20 protein-coding genes, 1 tRNA gene and 1 riboswitch are annotated in these 15,365 nt (G+C 40.5%); of the genes, 8 read left to right on the top strand and 13 right to left on the bottom strand.

Annotated elements, in window-relative coordinates; genetic code table 11:
• Positions 1 to 22 precede the first annotated feature (22 nt).
• From ACOQOA_RS02190 to ACOQOA_RS02165, 6 genes are all read right to left on the bottom strand, one after another.
• On the bottom strand, positions 23 to 727 hold the full coding sequence (locus ACOQOA_RS02190; RefSeq protein ID WP_420547027.1) for an energy-coupling factor ABC transporter ATP-binding protein: 705 nt from the start codon (positions 725 to 727) through the stop codon (positions 23 to 25).
• Positions 711 to 1,508: a cobalt ECF transporter T component CbiQ gene (gene cbiQ, locus ACOQOA_RS02185; RefSeq protein ID WP_420547026.1), complete on the bottom strand. Its 798-nt coding sequence runs from the start codon at positions 1,506 to 1,508 to the stop codon at positions 711 to 713. Before cbiQ ends, ACOQOA_RS02190 begins: the two co-directional genes overlap by 17 nt.
• A 5-nt stretch (positions 1,509 to 1,513) precedes the next feature.
• Complete coding sequence (locus tag ACOQOA_RS02180) at positions 1,514 to 2,131, bottom strand: cobalt ABC transporter permease (protein WP_420547025.1); 618 nt, start codon at positions 2,129 to 2,131, stop codon at positions 1,514 to 1,516.
• 16 nt (positions 2,132 to 2,147) lie between these two features.
• Positions 2,148 to 2,762 carry a cobalt transporter CbiM gene (gene cbiM / locus ACOQOA_RS02175; RefSeq protein WP_420547024.1) on the bottom strand — a complete coding sequence of 205 codons (615 nt, stop codon included), beginning with the start codon at positions 2,760 to 2,762 and terminating at the stop codon, positions 2,148 to 2,150.
• A 26-nt stretch (positions 2,763 to 2,788) separates the two neighbouring features.
• Positions 2,789 to 3,583 carry a DUF4198 domain-containing protein gene (locus ACOQOA_RS02170; protein WP_420547023.1) on the bottom strand — a complete coding sequence of 265 codons (795 nt, stop codon included), beginning with the start codon at positions 3,581 to 3,583 and terminating at the stop codon, positions 2,789 to 2,791.
• Positions 3,584 to 3,762: 179 nt separating this feature from the next.
• Positions 3,763 to 3,996: riboswitch (cobalamin riboswitch) on the bottom strand.
• Between the two features lie 197 nt (positions 3,997 to 4,193).
• Positions 4,194 to 4,535, bottom strand: coding sequence for a winged helix-turn-helix transcriptional regulator (locus ACOQOA_RS02165; protein WP_420547022.1), 342 nt, complete (start codon positions 4,533 to 4,535; stop codon positions 4,194 to 4,196).
• A gap of 32 nt (positions 4,536 to 4,567) precedes the next feature.
• Here ACOQOA_RS02165 and ACOQOA_RS02160 point away from each other — a divergent pair, with 32 nt between their 5' ends.
• From ACOQOA_RS02160 to ACOQOA_RS02145, 4 genes are all read left to right on the top strand, one after another.
• Positions 4,568 to 4,762, top strand: a complete 195-nt coding sequence (locus tag ACOQOA_RS02160) for a hypothetical protein (RefSeq protein WP_420547021.1) — start codon at positions 4,568 to 4,570, stop codon at positions 4,760 to 4,762.
• Positions 4,725 to 5,513 carry a GDSL-type esterase/lipase family protein gene (locus ACOQOA_RS02155; RefSeq protein ID WP_420547020.1) on the top strand — a complete coding sequence of 263 codons (789 nt, stop codon included), beginning with the start codon at positions 4,725 to 4,727 and terminating at the stop codon, positions 5,511 to 5,513. The genes ACOQOA_RS02160 and ACOQOA_RS02155 overlap by 38 nt, the downstream gene beginning before the upstream one ends.
• A 52-nt stretch (positions 5,514 to 5,565) precedes the next feature.
• Positions 5,566 to 6,138 (top strand): flavodoxin family protein, encoded by a 573-nt coding sequence (locus ACOQOA_RS02150; protein ID WP_420547019.1) that lies wholly within the window; start codon positions 5,566 to 5,568, stop codon positions 6,136 to 6,138.
• A 129-nt stretch (positions 6,139 to 6,267) separates the two neighbouring features.
• Positions 6,268 to 6,343: transfer RNA gene (locus ACOQOA_RS02145), tRNA-Thr, on the top strand.
• A 30-nt stretch (positions 6,344 to 6,373) separates the two neighbouring features.
• Here ACOQOA_RS02145 and ACOQOA_RS02140 read toward each other — a convergent pair.
• Positions 6,374 to 6,835 carry an SRPBCC domain-containing protein gene (locus ACOQOA_RS02140; RefSeq protein ID WP_420547018.1) on the bottom strand — a complete coding sequence of 154 codons (462 nt, stop codon included), beginning with the start codon at positions 6,833 to 6,835 and terminating at the stop codon, positions 6,374 to 6,376.
• Positions 6,836 to 6,845: 10 nt separating this feature from the next.
• Positions 6,846 to 7,529, bottom strand: coding sequence for a glutathione S-transferase family protein (locus tag ACOQOA_RS02135; protein WP_420547017.1), 684 nt, complete (start codon positions 7,527 to 7,529; stop codon positions 6,846 to 6,848).
• Positions 7,530 to 7,643: 114 nt separating this feature from the next.
• Here ACOQOA_RS02135 and ACOQOA_RS02130 point away from each other — a divergent pair, with 114 nt between their 5' ends.
• Complete coding sequence (locus ACOQOA_RS02130) at positions 7,644 to 7,979, top strand: winged helix-turn-helix transcriptional regulator (RefSeq protein WP_420547016.1); 336 nt, start codon at positions 7,644 to 7,646, stop codon at positions 7,977 to 7,979.
• A 256-nt stretch (positions 7,980 to 8,235) separates the two neighbouring features.
• Positions 8,236 to 10,428 (top strand): caspase family protein, encoded by a 2,193-nt coding sequence (locus ACOQOA_RS02125; protein ID WP_420547015.1) that lies wholly within the window; start codon positions 8,236 to 8,238, stop codon positions 10,426 to 10,428.
• Between the two features lie 9 nt (positions 10,429 to 10,437).
• Here ACOQOA_RS02125 and ACOQOA_RS02120 read toward each other — a convergent pair whose 3' ends face one another.
• On the bottom strand, positions 10,438 to 10,842 hold the full coding sequence (locus ACOQOA_RS02120; protein WP_420547014.1) for a DUF1801 domain-containing protein: 405 nt from the start codon (positions 10,840 to 10,842) through the stop codon (positions 10,438 to 10,440).
• A 144-nt stretch (positions 10,843 to 10,986) separates the two neighbouring features.
• Here ACOQOA_RS02120 and ACOQOA_RS02115 point away from each other — a divergent pair, with 144 nt between their 5' ends.
• On the top strand, positions 10,987 to 11,478 hold the full coding sequence (locus tag ACOQOA_RS02115; RefSeq protein WP_420547013.1) for a hypothetical protein: 492 nt from the start codon (positions 10,987 to 10,989) through the stop codon (positions 11,476 to 11,478).
• Between the two features lie 5 nt (positions 11,479 to 11,483).
• On the opposite strand, the gene ACOQOA_RS02110 is transcribed toward ACOQOA_RS02115, so the two are convergent.
• Positions 11,484 to 12,317: a prolyl oligopeptidase family serine peptidase gene (locus tag ACOQOA_RS02110; protein ID WP_420547012.1), complete on the bottom strand. Its 834-nt coding sequence runs from the start codon at positions 12,315 to 12,317 to the stop codon at positions 11,484 to 11,486.
• 162 nt (positions 12,318 to 12,479) lie between these two features.
• Positions 12,480 to 13,325, bottom strand: coding sequence for a sterol desaturase family protein (locus ACOQOA_RS02105; RefSeq protein WP_420547011.1), 846 nt, complete (start codon positions 13,323 to 13,325; stop codon positions 12,480 to 12,482).
• Between the two features lie 88 nt (positions 13,326 to 13,413).
• Between ACOQOA_RS02105 and ACOQOA_RS02100 the strand changes: the two genes are divergently transcribed.
• Positions 13,414 to 14,019: a TetR/AcrR family transcriptional regulator gene (locus ACOQOA_RS02100; protein ID WP_420547010.1), complete on the top strand. Its 606-nt coding sequence runs from the start codon at positions 13,414 to 13,416 to the stop codon at positions 14,017 to 14,019.
• Positions 14,020 to 14,073: 54 nt separating this feature from the next.
• Here ACOQOA_RS02100 and yghU read toward each other — a convergent pair whose 3' ends face one another.
• Both yghU and ACOQOA_RS02090 read right to left on the bottom strand, forming a co-directional pair.
• Complete coding sequence (gene yghU / locus ACOQOA_RS02095) at positions 14,074 to 14,907, bottom strand: glutathione-dependent disulfide-bond oxidoreductase (protein WP_420547009.1); 834 nt, start codon at positions 14,905 to 14,907, stop codon at positions 14,074 to 14,076.
• A 93-nt stretch (positions 14,908 to 15,000) separates the two neighbouring features.
• Entirely contained in the window at positions 15,001 to 15,351 is a 351-nt protein-coding gene (locus ACOQOA_RS02090) for a hypothetical protein (RefSeq protein WP_420547008.1), read from the bottom strand.
• Positions 15,352 to 15,365: the final 14 nt, after the last annotated feature.

Here is a 15,365-nt window from a genome sequence, read left to right as displayed (position 1 = left end):
AATCTCTAAAACTTCGCCTAACTTATACAGCAATCGCCTCAGGCATATCTGTTTGCGCATGATCGCATTTAGGTGTCGGATCGAATAATTTACCATCTTGCAAACGTAAACTACGCGTTGCGACCTTCTGGCGGAAATGTGGATCATGGGAAATAACGATCATCGCCTGTGGTAATTCATTTAAGATTTCAACAAGACGTTCTGTACCTGCCTCATCCACCGCATTGGTAGGCTCATCCAACAATAATACTTCCGGACCCATCGCAAGTACAGCTGCAAGTGTTACAAGGCGCTTTTCGCCACCTGAAAGCTTGTGCGTAATACGATCCTTTAACTTGGTCATATTGATTTGCTGTAAAACTGTATCCACAATCGCCATGGCTTCTTCTTTGCTTTTTCCCAAATTCATGGGCCCAAAAGCGATATCTTCAGCAACTGTTGGGCAGAATAATTGATCATCTGGATCCTGAAACACTAACCCAGCAAGACGACGTACTTCATGGAAATCCTTTTCCACTTTACGTGATTGCCCAAAGGCAAAAACGTCACCTTGTGTCGGATGCAGCAACCCAACAATGATTTGAAATAATGTGCTTTTTCCAGCGCCGTTAGAACCTGTAAGACAAAGACGCTCACCTGCTGATAAGCTCAAATCCACACCGTTTAAAACAGGTGGACGAGACGGATATGCAAAATGAATATCTTTTAAATTAATAAGAGAGGACATTAAAAACCTCCAACAGGACTAAGCTGATTAAAACACTGGCAAAAAACAGGCTAAAGAAAATATCACGCGTTTTAAATTGAAAATCATTCAACATCGGAATATGGCCAGCAAAGCCTCGACATTTCATTGCTTTTAAAATTCGTTCAGATCTTTCCAAAGCACGTACTAACATCATACCAATTAAATAGCCAAAAGATTGATAGGTATGCCAACTGTTACGCGGACGGAAGCCCCTTGTTTTCATCGCATTACGAAGACGTTGATATTCTTCGTGGAGAACCTCAATATAACGCACAGTGAATAGTAATAGATGCACCAGATTAGTGGGTACCTTCAAACGGTGTAGCGCATGACCAAAGGTTACAGATTCCATAGATCCAACCAAAGCCATCAAAGATAAAACAGCGGCATTGGCTTTCAAGGCAATCGCTATGGCTTTCCATAAACCTTCCCAGGATGCAGCAAAACCGAATACATCGAACATGGCTTCGCCTTTCATAGTGAAAGGCAGCATCACGAGCATAAAGATGATAAAGCCGTCCATTGCTGCCATACGCTTTAATGTTTTACTTGCAGGCATACGTGCCGACATCATCAAAGCAATGGCGAAAAACAGGGCCGCTGTCAGCACTGCCAAATTATTCAGGCTGACAACGGTAACAGAAAAAATGACAGACGCAACCACGCGCGCACGTGGGTCAAGCGAACGCAGAAAACTTTCTTGTTCTGTGGATTGAGAGTCGGTCCAGCTTTGCTGTTCGACATCTAAAATCTCACTCATCCCTGTTATCCTTTAGTCATGTTCTTCTTTTCCTTACGAGCAAGGAAAAATAAATACAATCCACAAAGACCGAAAATGTATCCCAATCCACCAAGAATGGTTTGGAAATCATTTTTCTCTTTATAGGCAGCAATCTCTTTACGAAGTAATTTCATTTCCTGACGGATATTACGTAAATCAGCAGAAGATACTTGCGCAGCTAACGCTGCTTGCCCCGAAGATTCAGTCAATGTTTGTGTGACCGAAGAGCTTGTTGCTGTCACAGGCACTGTTTGCCCATTAATCTCAGGCAAATCTTCAACGGCAACAGAAAATTCTGCCACATGCCCCGCGCCCAGATCAGCACGAAATACATGTTCTACCATTTGAGTTGGTTTAAAGAAGAAGATACCATCTTCATCTGTTTTTGCTTCACCCAAAAGATTGCCATCAACATCGACGATTTCAATTCGAACATTCTTAGCCATATCACCGTTAGAGAAACCAACTTCCCCTTCAATCATATCACCACTGGCATAAGCGTCAGCCAAAACCTTATGCGCATGTGCAGGCACCACAACAGCAATAGATAAAGTTGCTGCTAAAGCGGTAACTGCCATATTTTTCTTTATATATTTGAACATGTAAATCTTTTCCGTCCTAAACGGCCCGTGTGGCCACCTGAAATAAATCAGGCTTCACACGATGAATTAACAAGACGGCCATACCCGAAAGTACGCCTTCAATAATCATAACCGGCACATGTGCAAAAAGAACCAGCTTCACAGCCTCAAAGAATTCATCCCCTGTTAACGCAAGCGAAATCGCAACAAAAACAGTTGTCAGGGCGATGGCTAATCCGCCACCAAACGCGCCCCAAAGGGCCGCGACAGTGCGATTTTCACTTAACACACCACGACGGCAGATGAAATAAACGATCACAGCAGGAAGCGCAATATTCACCGCATTTACACCCAAGACGGTCAATCCCCCAAAGCCGAAGAACACGGCCTGCAACAATAATCCGACAAACAGGGCAGGAAAAGCAGCCCAGCCGAGAACCAACCCGGCTAAGCCACTTAAAATAAGGTGAACACTGGAAGGTCCCAATGGCACATGAATAAGGGAGGCAATAAAGAAACTTGCACTTAAAACACCCGCAGTCGGAATGTTTTCAATGTTAAGTTTCTTTAAACCAAGACCAAGACCAACAGCTGTTATAGCCGCGCCGCCGATCAAAACCTCAGTTGATAATGCACCATCTACGATATGCATTTCAGTTTCCCTTCTTCAAAGACGTATTATTTAACGTCGTATGCACGTACCCAAATCACTGCGTCTTGGGATAGTTCTTTACCTTCATGTTCTGTGGCCGGGCCGGAACCTAGCGCAGCAAAGCCCCAAAAGCCAGCTTTTGGAATACCAAATGTGAAATAACCACTGGCATCAGAAATCGCTACAACTGCACCACCTGGCATTGGGTTTGCTGTTGCTTCTTTTGGGCTGTTTGTATCAATGTTTGGTTCAGCAGCCATGTATTCAATCTCAATCTCAGCTCCGGCAACTGGTTTACCATTTGCCAAAACCTGACCTGTGAATGTAGATCCAGCCAAAACATTTGTTGGCTTGTTCAAAGGTACGATCTCTGTTTCAAGACCAACAGGCTCATTCCAATCAGTTGGAAGGTCACCTTTATTCAAGAAAGTCTTGGTAATTTGTTGAATATAGATATCTTCGCTTTCTTCGTAATATGGTGCTGGGTCAATCACAAATACATAGTCACCATTGCGTTTCACAGGCACAACAGCTTCATAAGCATCAGCTTCATTTTCCAAACCTTTGAACTTGATTGGTTTCAAAGAACCAAGAAGATCTGTTTTCTTGCCTTTGTTAACGTAATAAAACTCGTTTGGCTGGCCCATATCCATCACATGACCATTTTCAAACGGATGCCAGAAAATAAGCTTCAATGGCACATCAGCTTTTTTCTCAAGATTTACTTCTGGTGTATATACCAATTGAAAATGTGCAGATGCAGTTTGTGCGGAAAATGTCGCGGCAACCAGTGCAGCAGCACCAAGGAATAAAGATTTCATCTCTGTCTCCAAATTCTTATTCTTTGCATATCTCATTAGACATGCGATCAGGAGACGCTCGGGAGCTAAAAAGCAGACCAATGAATTCGAAATAATCAAAAACATTTGTCCAAGACGCTCACCCCGGCGTCAGGTCAAAAAATAAAAAAATCACTGGATTGAGACATATAGAAACACACCCCGTGACCTTTTCAGATGGCAGGTCTCCTGGCTCACGGGTCTTGGTTTTTATCCGACCTTCCCGGATTGTCCTCCCCAAGGAAAACATCATCCAGTGGTACTGATGGATAAAACTCACCGTCTACAGTTGCGGGGGCAGCCACGGTCTTGGTCCCTAATGGGTACGCCTCACCGTGTTCCCTTTTAATCTCCTAGAAGTTTATCTTCAGAGAACCATCACCCGCAACCTACTGAATTTATAAATTTCGTCAATGAAAAATCGCGCTAGCGAACGCACTTTCTTTGCCTAGCATTGAAATACGACATTTATCCTTACGGAAACGAAAACATACCCCCCTTCAACAGAGATCTTTTCCACCTTATTACATCAGTTAAAAGCCCATTAGATTCGATGTATTAAATAACAGGAAGTATTAAATAACAGGAAATTTTATTTTTTTAACTCGTAAAAATGATCAATGACCCACTGATCCAAATCCGCAATAATTCCGACAAGCGAGCGCCCTTGCTCTGTGAGAGTATATTCAACTTTCGGCGGTACTTCTTGATAATCATACCGTTGCACCAAATTATACTCTTCAAGGGCTTTCAAAGTTTGGGTCAACATTTTTTGCGATATCCCCTGAATTTGGCGCATCAATTGTCCATTTCTTTTCGGTCCGTCCATTAATGCCGGTAAAAGTAACAATGACCACTTACTTGCGATAACTTCAATCACATATCTGGAAGGGCAATTTGCATTATAGGGATCTGGTACAGGTCTATCAGTCATCTTATTTCCATAAATCTTATAGGCACTAAAAGGTGCGTACTACACCTTCGGTTATTTGTAAATTATATATCGTAAACCGTCTGATCGTGATCGTTTTAAACATTCTGAATTGGACCCTTGATCAGAATGAAACACTTTCACTGATCAACATCGAAATTTTGACCTTATATTTGATTGAAGAAAGCCTGTATGATGAAGACAAAGATACACCTGAAAACATATCCTAAATTATTAACTTTAGTTTTCTTAATTTTCAGCACAACCAGCGCCTATGCTGAAAACCTCAGAATTCTTGCCTATGGAGATTCAAACACTTGGGGCTGGAACCCGGTAGCAGAAGGTTTCCCTGCTGGTCGCCATTCGGATGAAACGCGTTGGGCAGGAATTCTTGAAGACCGCTTACAAGGAATACTAACTGATCATTCTGTCGAAGTAATCGTCGATGGTATGGTTGGAAGAACAACCGACATAAATTCCGCAACCGCAGTTGGCGCAATATCTGGAAATGATTTCAATGGTAAGACTTCTTTGCCGGCTTCAATTGCCCGCAACTCTCCCATTGATCTGGTAGTGATTATGCTTGGCACTAATGATATGCAGGCCGGTCGCGAACGCCCAGCTGAACTGGTGGCCAAAGCTGCTTTTGACTTAGCTGACCTAGCACGCTCTGTAGATAAACCAACCTTTAGTTTCTATAAAGCTCCTAAAGCTCTGGTTATTACCCCTCCCGCACTTGGGGATACGTCACTTACGCCTCTATCAGGTCTATTTGCCGCAGGTGAAGAACCATCAAAAAGCTTAAGCACTGCCTTTAAAGCAGAAGCATCCAAACGCAATGAAGATGTATTTATTGCTGGCGATGTAATAACAACAGACGGTATTGATGGCATTCACTTAACCGAAAATTCACACCAAATCCTAGGAAAAGCTTTATCAGAAAAAATTGCGGAAGACTTTGCAGCCTCCCTCAATAACTAAGCGATATTTTAACCTCAAAAGAACTAATTCTGTTATTTGGAGAATACAATAAATGACAACTATTGCTGTTGTATATCATAGCGGCTTTGGTCATACCGAAGTGCAAGCAAAACATGTTTTTGAAGGTGCATTATCCGTCGATGGTGTGTCTGCAATTTTGATCAAAGCAGAAGATGCAAGAAAAGAGCTTGAACTCCTTGATAAAGTTGATGCAATCATTTTTGGCTCCCCAACTTATCTGGGTAATGTATCCGCTTCGTTTAAAAGATTTATGGATGAAACTTCCCAGATCTGGTTTCATCAAAAGTGGAAAAACAAGATCGCAGCCGGCTTTACAAATTCGACAAGCCTAAGTGGTGATAAGCTTACAACCCTTATTTCTCTGACGATCTTTGCCGCACAACATGGCATGATTTGGGTTGGTCAATCAGAAATGAACACGTCACCTCCCGGTGAATCCGGCCATATTCACGCAGTGAATCGTACCGGCACAATGTTAGGAGCCGTAGCACAATCAGATGACGCATCACCTGAAGTCACACCAACAGCTGGAGACCTCCAAACAGCAAAAATGCTTGGTCGTCGTGTTGCAGAGATAGCCCATCAATTTCAAGCCGCAGCTTAAATTAATCATAATCAGCAAAATGATGCTCTCAAAACGAGCATCATTTCCCATCATCTTGTTTGCAGTAAAAGGTTATTTACAAATCGGAAGACAGATTATAGAAGTCTGTTAACCAATTAAATTGGTCGTGCCGCTTTAGCTCAGTTGGTAGAGCATCTCATTCGTAATGAGGGGGTCACGTGTTCAAGTCACGTAAGCGGCACCATTTTTAGCATATTAGTCATATATGCCTCCCCTATGAAAATTTATGTGGCTCGCCAGTTCCTGTATTTAAGTATTTTTGCAAGCTATTCAGGAAAAAATGATCCCAGCCAGCCTCGCAAACCTCATAACAATCTTTTTGAGGCGTTAATCCATCATGGGTTAATTCAACCCTTACCTGATCTTCAATAGCTTCGATTTTAAAACGTAAAGTTGTTCCAAGCCATTCAGTTTTTGAGGATTCAGGTTTGTCCAATATGATATGATGCGCTTCGACACATTCAAGTTCTACATATTGGTCAGGAACAAGTTGTCTTGCCTCAAATGTCCAATAAGAAACTTGAGGTGGGAACTTAAATGTTATCCGATCTCCTAGTTTGCCATATGCACCCTCACATGAGGTCCACCATTGCGAATAACCGCGTGTTAATGCCCGATACGCTTCATTTGTAGTTGCATTAACCATAATACTCTTGCTGTAATTTTCGGTACTCATTGTAAACTCCTTATTTCTCGTTCCAGTGATGAGGCATTGCTTTTTCCATGTTTGGTAGCGCCTCGATACGATCTCGCCATGCAGAAAGCTTCGGATAGGACTTATTAAAGTTTCCAAACCCTAGTTCCTGCATAATTTCAGGCTTACGATCTATTGCCCTTTTGATCAGTCGAATTTCAGGGAAAATAACTGCTTCGGCGGCACTCGGCGCATGGCCAACAAAAAAGGGGGTGGCCCCTAATAAGCTCTCTAGATAAGTACATTCAACCTGCACCTTCTTGCTTGCTGCAAGTAGACTTTTCATGTCTTCGCTATCTGCCTTAGGGAGAGTAATATTTTCAACTAGGATAGGTCGAAAAAGAGTGTCTATTGCATCGCGTAAATAATCGCTGCATTCCATGGTCAATTGCCAAATTTCTCCGGCTTCATCATTTGTCTGCCCAAATAATGGTTTATCTGGATATTCTCGATCGAGCCACGCCAATATGGCGATAGAGTCATTCATAATCACCCCATCACACTCTATGACAGGCACCGTACCTCTAGGGTTAATTTTTAGGAATTCCGGCTGCTTATGTTCTTTTGTTGAGGCTTGTAAATATTGAACTTTGTATTCGAGCCCTTTCAGGGTTAGCCCAATTAAAACACGCCATCCTCTGGGCGCTCCGCTTATCGTGTAAAGTTTTATAGTCATGTTCATACCTATTGTTATCAATGAATTTAACAACAGATTAGAAGCCAAGTTTAATTTTGCAAGTAGGCAATTTTATCGTATATAGTATCAAAAATGATACTAAGGAATGAAAAAATGTCTCCAAAAAACATCAATAAAACAGCTAATACAGAGCTATGCCCCATGCCTGATATTGCCAAGCTTATTGGTGGGAAATGGAAACTTATAATTCTTCAAATTTTGATTTTTCAGGGAATGAAGCGTTTTAATGAGTTACGCCGACAAATTGATGGGATTACGCAAACAATGCTAACCAATCAGTTACGTGCACTAGAAAAAGATGGCCTAGTTAACCGCAAAATCTATCCGGAAGTGCCACCACGCGTCGAATATACGGCAACTCAACGTGCTCACGATCTTGAGGAAATGTTCCATGCCATGCATGCATGGTGGGAGAAGGGAAATAAATAATAAAAAGAGCTCTTCCTAACCACCTCAAATCGAAGCAGTATCTCCCCTTTACTTCTTCACTTTCTCATACTTTTTATGAGTGAAGGCAAGACATTCCATTGTTTACTCGTGTCGACCCTACTCTGATCACTACCCATTCCCCTATATCTAAGACAACAATTTCTTAATTCAGAAATTATCGCCATACGTGCAACTAGAATCTTTACATTCCCCCTTCTCTCTGCCTAAAGTCTTGCATATTGGGGGATGAAATCAAATGGCGTTCAGTAAATCAAAATTACTTACTTTTGTTGTTATTTGTGGGCTTATATCTGCATGTCAAACCGTTGAGAACATTTCGAACTTTGCCCAAAATACAATTTATGTAGAAGCCAGTGATGCTCAAGAGAGAGGCGATTATAGTAAAGCTTATCGTCTATATTCAAAAATAATAGAAGATGATGTCAGCGCCAAATTTGCGGTTGCTGACATGCTTTTCAAAGGCATGGGAGTCAAAAAAGACGAAAAACGGGCTGTTATTCTATATAAGGAAGTTGCCGTAAGTAATGATTTAACTTGGTCCAAGAATGCTGCCTATTGGTTAGGTAATATCTATGAGAAAGGTTCTGACACACTTGAACCTGATCCTGTAGAAGCTGCAAAATGGTATACCCGCTCCTTAAAAGGAGATGAAAGCCTAGCGAGCCTAGAGCGACTAATGAGTATGCCAGAAGTTATTGTAGCTCTTAATAAAGAGGAGTTTCATATTGATCCATTAACTAAGATAGATAGCGATTTTTCCGTTAGCATCGAAGCCTATGATAACCAAAACTTCGAAAAAGCATTCCGTATTACAAGAAGCTTTTCCAAATCAGGTCACAGCCTTGCGCAGTACAATCTATATCTACTTCATATGCGCGGAAAAGGAACGCCAACAAACCGAACACTTGCTGCGGGATGGCTTTATCTTGCAGCAAAGTCTGGATATGCCCATGCACAATATGAATTAGGTAAAGCATATTTCTACGGTGAACTTGTTGAATATGACTTAATTGCAGCTGCAAATTGGTACAAACGCGCAGCAAACCAAAATCATTTAGAAAGCCTTAATAACTATGCCGCTTTGTTGCTGGACAATGAATTGGCATCAAAGATTGGAGAAAAAAACTTCGATAAAAATACTGATCTTGCAATTAAACTGTATCAACAAGCAGCAGAGCAAGGTCTCACGATCTCAATGAGGAATTTATCCGACTTATATTTCGCAGGGAAACATGTCGAACAAAGTTATGCTAAAGGACTTGAATATCTTATTTCTGCAGCAAAATCTGGAGATCAAAACGCATCCCAAGAACTTAAGAAATACACATCCCAAATCACACTTAAAAAGAGTAGTAAAGATCAGAACGGTCCTGTTATTTTAGTTGAGAAAGATATATCAGAAGGCGATGATACAGTTAAGCTATCCGGCACATTCAAAGATGACAGTCTCATTGCCGCCGCTTTTGTTGATGGACAACCAATCGAATTCGATACCAAAAATAAATTCAACCTCACTCGTTACATTCCGGTAGGAAAATCAAGTATAGAAATTGTCGCCCTTGATGAGTGGGGAAATAGTTCCAGTAAATTTATCCCAGTTGAACGTAGTTACGGTTCAGATGTTGCGATCAGAAATGACTTACCGCCTATTTCCTTACCAAAAATAAGATCAAACGAAAGAGACATAGTTGCAATCATAATAGGGATCGAAAACTATAAAAACATTACGTCGGCAACTTATGCCAACAATGACGCAAAACTTTTTTATGATTTGGCAGGAAGCATCATGGGTGCTGCTGATATTAACAAAATCCTCCTTCTCAATGACCATGCGACCCGTACGGAAATCAAACTCGCTTTGAAAAGTAAATTAAAAAGGATGGTCACAAAAGGAAAGACAGATATCGTTCTCTTTTATGCAGGACATGGATTAGGCTCCCCTAACGGAGAAAATGCGTATATTTTACCTTATGATGTTGCGCCAGAGCTATTAGAAGATACAGCAATAAATATGGAAGACCTAATAGGTAACCTTTCTCGAACAGGAGCAAGAAGTGTAAGTATCTTTCTAGATACATGTTATAGTGGTCTTTCTCGCGGTACTGGTGAACAACTCCTAGAGGACGCTCGCCCTATCTACATTTCTTCTCCTTCGCTTAAGACACCTGATAATTTTAGTATCTTTACCGCCTCTTCCGATACAGAGATCGCTAGCGGCTTAAAACCTGTAAAACATGGGATATTTAGCTATTACTTAATGCGCGGCATATCAGGTGAGGCCGATGCAAACAAAAATAAATCCATTAGTTCCGCTGAGTTAATTTCATTTCTCAAATCAAATGTTAGTCGGGAAGCAGCATATCTTGGCAGAGAACAAACGCCTGAGTTTCATGGAAACAGTAAATGGCAAGTGAGTTTACCGCAATAGACGACCTGTTCATCTACCTAAAAGAGGCAAATGTTTAATTTTATGATACTTCATTGCCATTGAAATGCAGTCTTTCAATATCCGCACCGGCAATGCATCACTCATAGGTAATGCAATTGCACGTTTGCCATCTACGTTCAATTTTGATCCGTATAATTCACGATAAGTTTCAGCCAAACGGGAATTACAAATCACATACATGAATACGAAATCGGGTGTTTTTTCCTTCCAGTCAAACCGGAAAGGACTACCACCTTCCACAGTGTAACTGGCCTCTCCCCATTTCAAGCTTTCCTGAACTTGGCCAAGTTCTTCCTCTTTAGCCACTTCAAAGACCAAAGCTCTTAAACCAAGCAGTTTTTCTCTGACTTCATCTGAATAACTTGCCCATTTAGTTTCAATAGCCTTGTCCATTTTTACTCTCTTCAAATCTATCTATATTTAATCTTAATAGACAATTTCCAAAATCGATACTTTGAAAATCATTTTATTAACCATTAGACGATTTTCACAATTCATATTAGAGTTTATAGATATGAAACAAGGGGAAGTCTTAATATGTCTGAAGCATTTGAACGTGATGAAGAAAAAGATGATGACGTTGAACTGATACCAAGCGAGTTAGATGAGCGTACCCATGCAGAATTATTAATGATGTATAATGAATCCGCATTATCCATTCGTTTTCAAAAGGCTAGTCAGTGGAAAGCCCTTGCCATGGGCGTTTTTATACTTCTTACCATTATTGTTTTTTGTGAATATTCACCTGATCGGCTTTATGGCATAGCGCCGTGGTTAATCATCATATCCACCATTACAACGACTATCTTCGGCTATGTGATATTTGTCTATCATCTTCTGCAATCTCTTGAACGTAAAAAAATCGTTAAAATATCCGAAAGTTTTTCAAATCTGTTTCAGGATATACGATCTATCAAGTCACCGGTTGAAACTGCTTTTCACCGATATACCTTACTCTTGGTGATGCTATCTGTGCTTATCGGTTTCTGCTTTATGAGCATACATATGTTAAGCCGATATATTTATTAACCTTATTATGGGGCAAATATATCGTCATTGAAGCTATTCCACATGTCACGGTTCCGTAAAATATCATTATGACCATAGCCCGCGATCGATTGGAAAGATGCGTTTTTGCCAAGTTTTTGTAATTCAGCTACATATTTCTCTCCATAAACAGGCAATGCGACATCATCATTTGCACCGGTAACAGCAATGATTTTTGTATTTGGATTAACACTGTCAATATGTTGATGTGGTGAGAGGCCACGACCCTGATACCACGCATTGATATTCATATGTTTTGCCCAATCTTCCACATAAAAGTTACCACCAATTAAGATGGCAGTATCCGGTGCAAAACCATCAACGATCCCCATACCTAACCCCAAAATACTGGCCCCGCCAGAATGGCCAATAACAACCAGTTTACTCGATTGATAATGATCTTTTAATTTCAAAATGGCATGAGATACAGCACGCACTGTATGGTCACGATAGGCATCACCTTCATAATAGTAATGATTTCCGCTGGATTGTTCTTTTTCATTCTGATAGCCGGGACGTGTCAATGCGACTAGAACCGCATTTGCTTGATCGACCTTAGGCAACACACTGCGCATCCCCTTTAAAGATCGCCCTCCACGGTTTTTTAGATAATCACCATGTACAAATACAATCAAGGTAGGTTCAGAAGAAAAATTCGGTGATTGATAGGTATCCAATACCAAACAATGTTCATAAGCTGAAATACGATTTACAAAATCTTGCTTATCGCAATGGTCCACATTTTCGCTAGCAAAGGCAGCCCCCCCTGACAAAAACAAGAAAACGTAGATCATTGAACTGATAAGTAACTTAATCTTCATTATTTCCCCCGATATATAAGTGATTAAAGAATACATTTGTCAGTATTATGTATATTTGAACAAATACATCCGAACTCACAACAGGAGATAGTTTTTCTTATGAACAAACTCAACCCTGAAAATAAATATATTTATCATCATTATGCAAATAGTTACGAAAACTTAAGACATCCATCCCGGAGGATTAATCAGAATACGTAACCTTTCACGCCACGTTTTTGCTCTCCATACATCTTTGAATAACTTTCCTAATTCGTAAAAATTAATCTTGATTGGGTTGGATGTTCCTATTTGTGGCAACACTCCGTATTTTACCTTTTCCTTTTCAACCTGATAGGTACCAAATAAACGGTCCCAGATAATCAATATTCCCCCGTAATTCTTATCAATGTAATCTCTATTCGTCCCATGATGAACACGATGAACTGACGGGGTATTAAGAATACCTTCTAGCCAACCTAACTTGCCTATCTTTTCCGTATGTATCCAGCCTTGATAGGTAACGACAAAAACCACACCGACAAGAACTTGGATAAGATCAAATCCGACCAAGACCATTGGGATAAAGAACATCCATTCAACAAAACTCTCCCACCACGCCAAACGGAGGCCCGTGGACAAGTTAAATTCATGCGAAGAATGATGAACACTATGATAGGTCCACAAAACCCTGATTTCATGCTCAAACCGATGCATCCAATAATAAGTAAAATCCGCCACAATAATTGCGGTAATCCAACTCCATATATTCACAGGGATTTCAAAAAATGCGTAAGGCGCAATTAGAACCAATCCGATGATGAACACCAAACCATAGGTAATGCGATCAATCGCAATATTTCCAAGCGCAATGGCAAAATTTGCAGCTGTTTCTTTCCACCCCCTGCCCGTTTTCTTAAAAACATCCCATCCAATTTCCGCAAACATTAAGATAATCACGAATAAGGAAAAGATATCTGCATATTCCAGCAAATAACCATACTCATATAAAGCATTCTCAAGATCCATTGTTCAAAATCCTCATTAATAGAATGAACGTTCTATTTATATTTAGATCGACTCATGTTAATGTCAACTGAACATAGGAGATTTTTATATGAGAACCGTTGATCCAAAGAAGCGCGAAGCCAAAACTCGTGCCATCTTAAAAGCTGCAATTGGATGTTTTAGAAAACATGGTTTTCACCAAACCGGGATGGCGGAAATTTGTAAAGCCGCAAAAACCAGCCCCGGGGCGCTATATCATTATTTCAAAGGAAAAGATGAAATAATTCAGGCTATTGCGGAACAGGAACAGCGCGAAGTAAACGCCTATTTCGAAGTTTTACGCGTATCAAAAAACTTCAAGAAATCTCTATTTGAATTCATCGCCGAAATGATCAAAGAAGCCTGTCATCGACCAGATAATATTCTCTCTACAGAGATTTTTGCTGAAGGCACAAGAAATAAAAATATTGCAAAAATCATCGAAAAATCTGAAGGCGAAATTCTAGATGGATTAACTTCCATTCTCAAGGAGGCCGCAGAACAAGAAAAAATCACCCTCGCTCTTTCTCCTGAAGAAACAGCCCGAACCATTATGATTTTTATCTATGGAACCAGTACAATGGCACTTATTGCTCGTGATCTGAATACAAAACAACTAATCAGACTTACCGAAGAAAACCTAAGCTATATCCTGCACGATAAAGCTAATCTCTAAACAAAAAGCCCCGCAGGAATGCGAGGCTTTTAAATTCATAACTATCTTAGATAATTACAGATTATCAAAATCCGAAGCATCATGACGTTCTGGCAAGTTACCGTCACCGGACTTATTAACGATACGTCCACGTTGAACGGCTGGGCGGGCTAAAATTTCTTTCGCCCAGCGTTGAACATTTTTATAATCATCTACCTGCAAGAATTCAGACGCCTCATAGGAATTATGTAAAACAAGATTGCCATACCAAGGCCATGCGCCCATATCAGCAATCGTATATTCATCACCTGCAATATATTTATTATTCGCCAACTGCTTGTCTAAAACATCCAAAAGGCGTTTGGTTTCCATGGTGTAACGGTCAATTGCATATTCGATTTTCTCTGGTGCATAGAAATAGAAATGACCAAAACCACCACCAACAAACGGCGCGGAACCATGTGACCAGAATAACCAGTTCATCACCTCTGCCCGTTTAGCAGGGTCAGTTGGCAAAAACTTACCAAATTTTTCCGCTAAATAATGCAAAATAGAACTTGTTTCGAAAACGCGCTGTCCCACTTCTACATCATAAAGAACCGGAATTTTTGAGTTTGGATTTAATTCCACAAAGCCAGAGGAGAACTGTGCGCCTTCACCAATATTGATCAGATAGGCATCATATTCAGCTTCTTTCACACCAGCTTCCAATAATTCTTCCAGCATAATGGTTACTTTTTGACCATTTGGCGTGCCTAAAGAATGTAGTTGCAGGTTATGCTCGCCCTGTTGTAAGTCGGCTGCATGGGTTGCACCAGAAATCGGACGATTGATGCTCGCCCATTCACCACCACTTGCAGCATCCCATTTCCATACCTTTGGTGGTTCGTAATTATTATCTTGAGTCATTTACATCTCACTTAACTATTCGTATTGTTTCAACATTAGAACCAATATGTGCAGGCCATGCCCATATTTAAAGTATCATTTCAGAAACATATTTTAGAAAAAATAGACATGATCAATTTTGATCGTGTCGTTTTCTTCTTTAACAACCATCTCAGCTACATATTCACCATTACATTTACTGAATTTTTGAGCCCAAATGACAGCGATTGAATCTGGTCGACGGAAGATACGAACAAGATCACGCCCCTCAAACAGACCGAGCTCAGACTGACATTCTTCGCAAACCTTCTGAAAGCCTTCTTTGGAAACGTGAGTTTTGATCCGGTCACTAAAGTCTCTAATATGTGCCTCATAGTCAAAATTAATAGATGAGGACACAATATTGCCCATCATCGGATCAACAATCGCTAGGATTTCCGCATCGCTCTTTTCTTGTAAATTCAAGCTTATTCCCTTCC

The sequence above is a fragment of the Curvivirga sp. genome (genome assembly GCF_965219885.1).
GTDB lineage: Bacteria > Pseudomonadota > Alphaproteobacteria > UBA8366 > Aestuariispiraceae > Curvivirga.
Note: the sequence above shows the minus strand (reverse complement) of the source record. Positions and strands in the feature narration are given on the sequence as shown.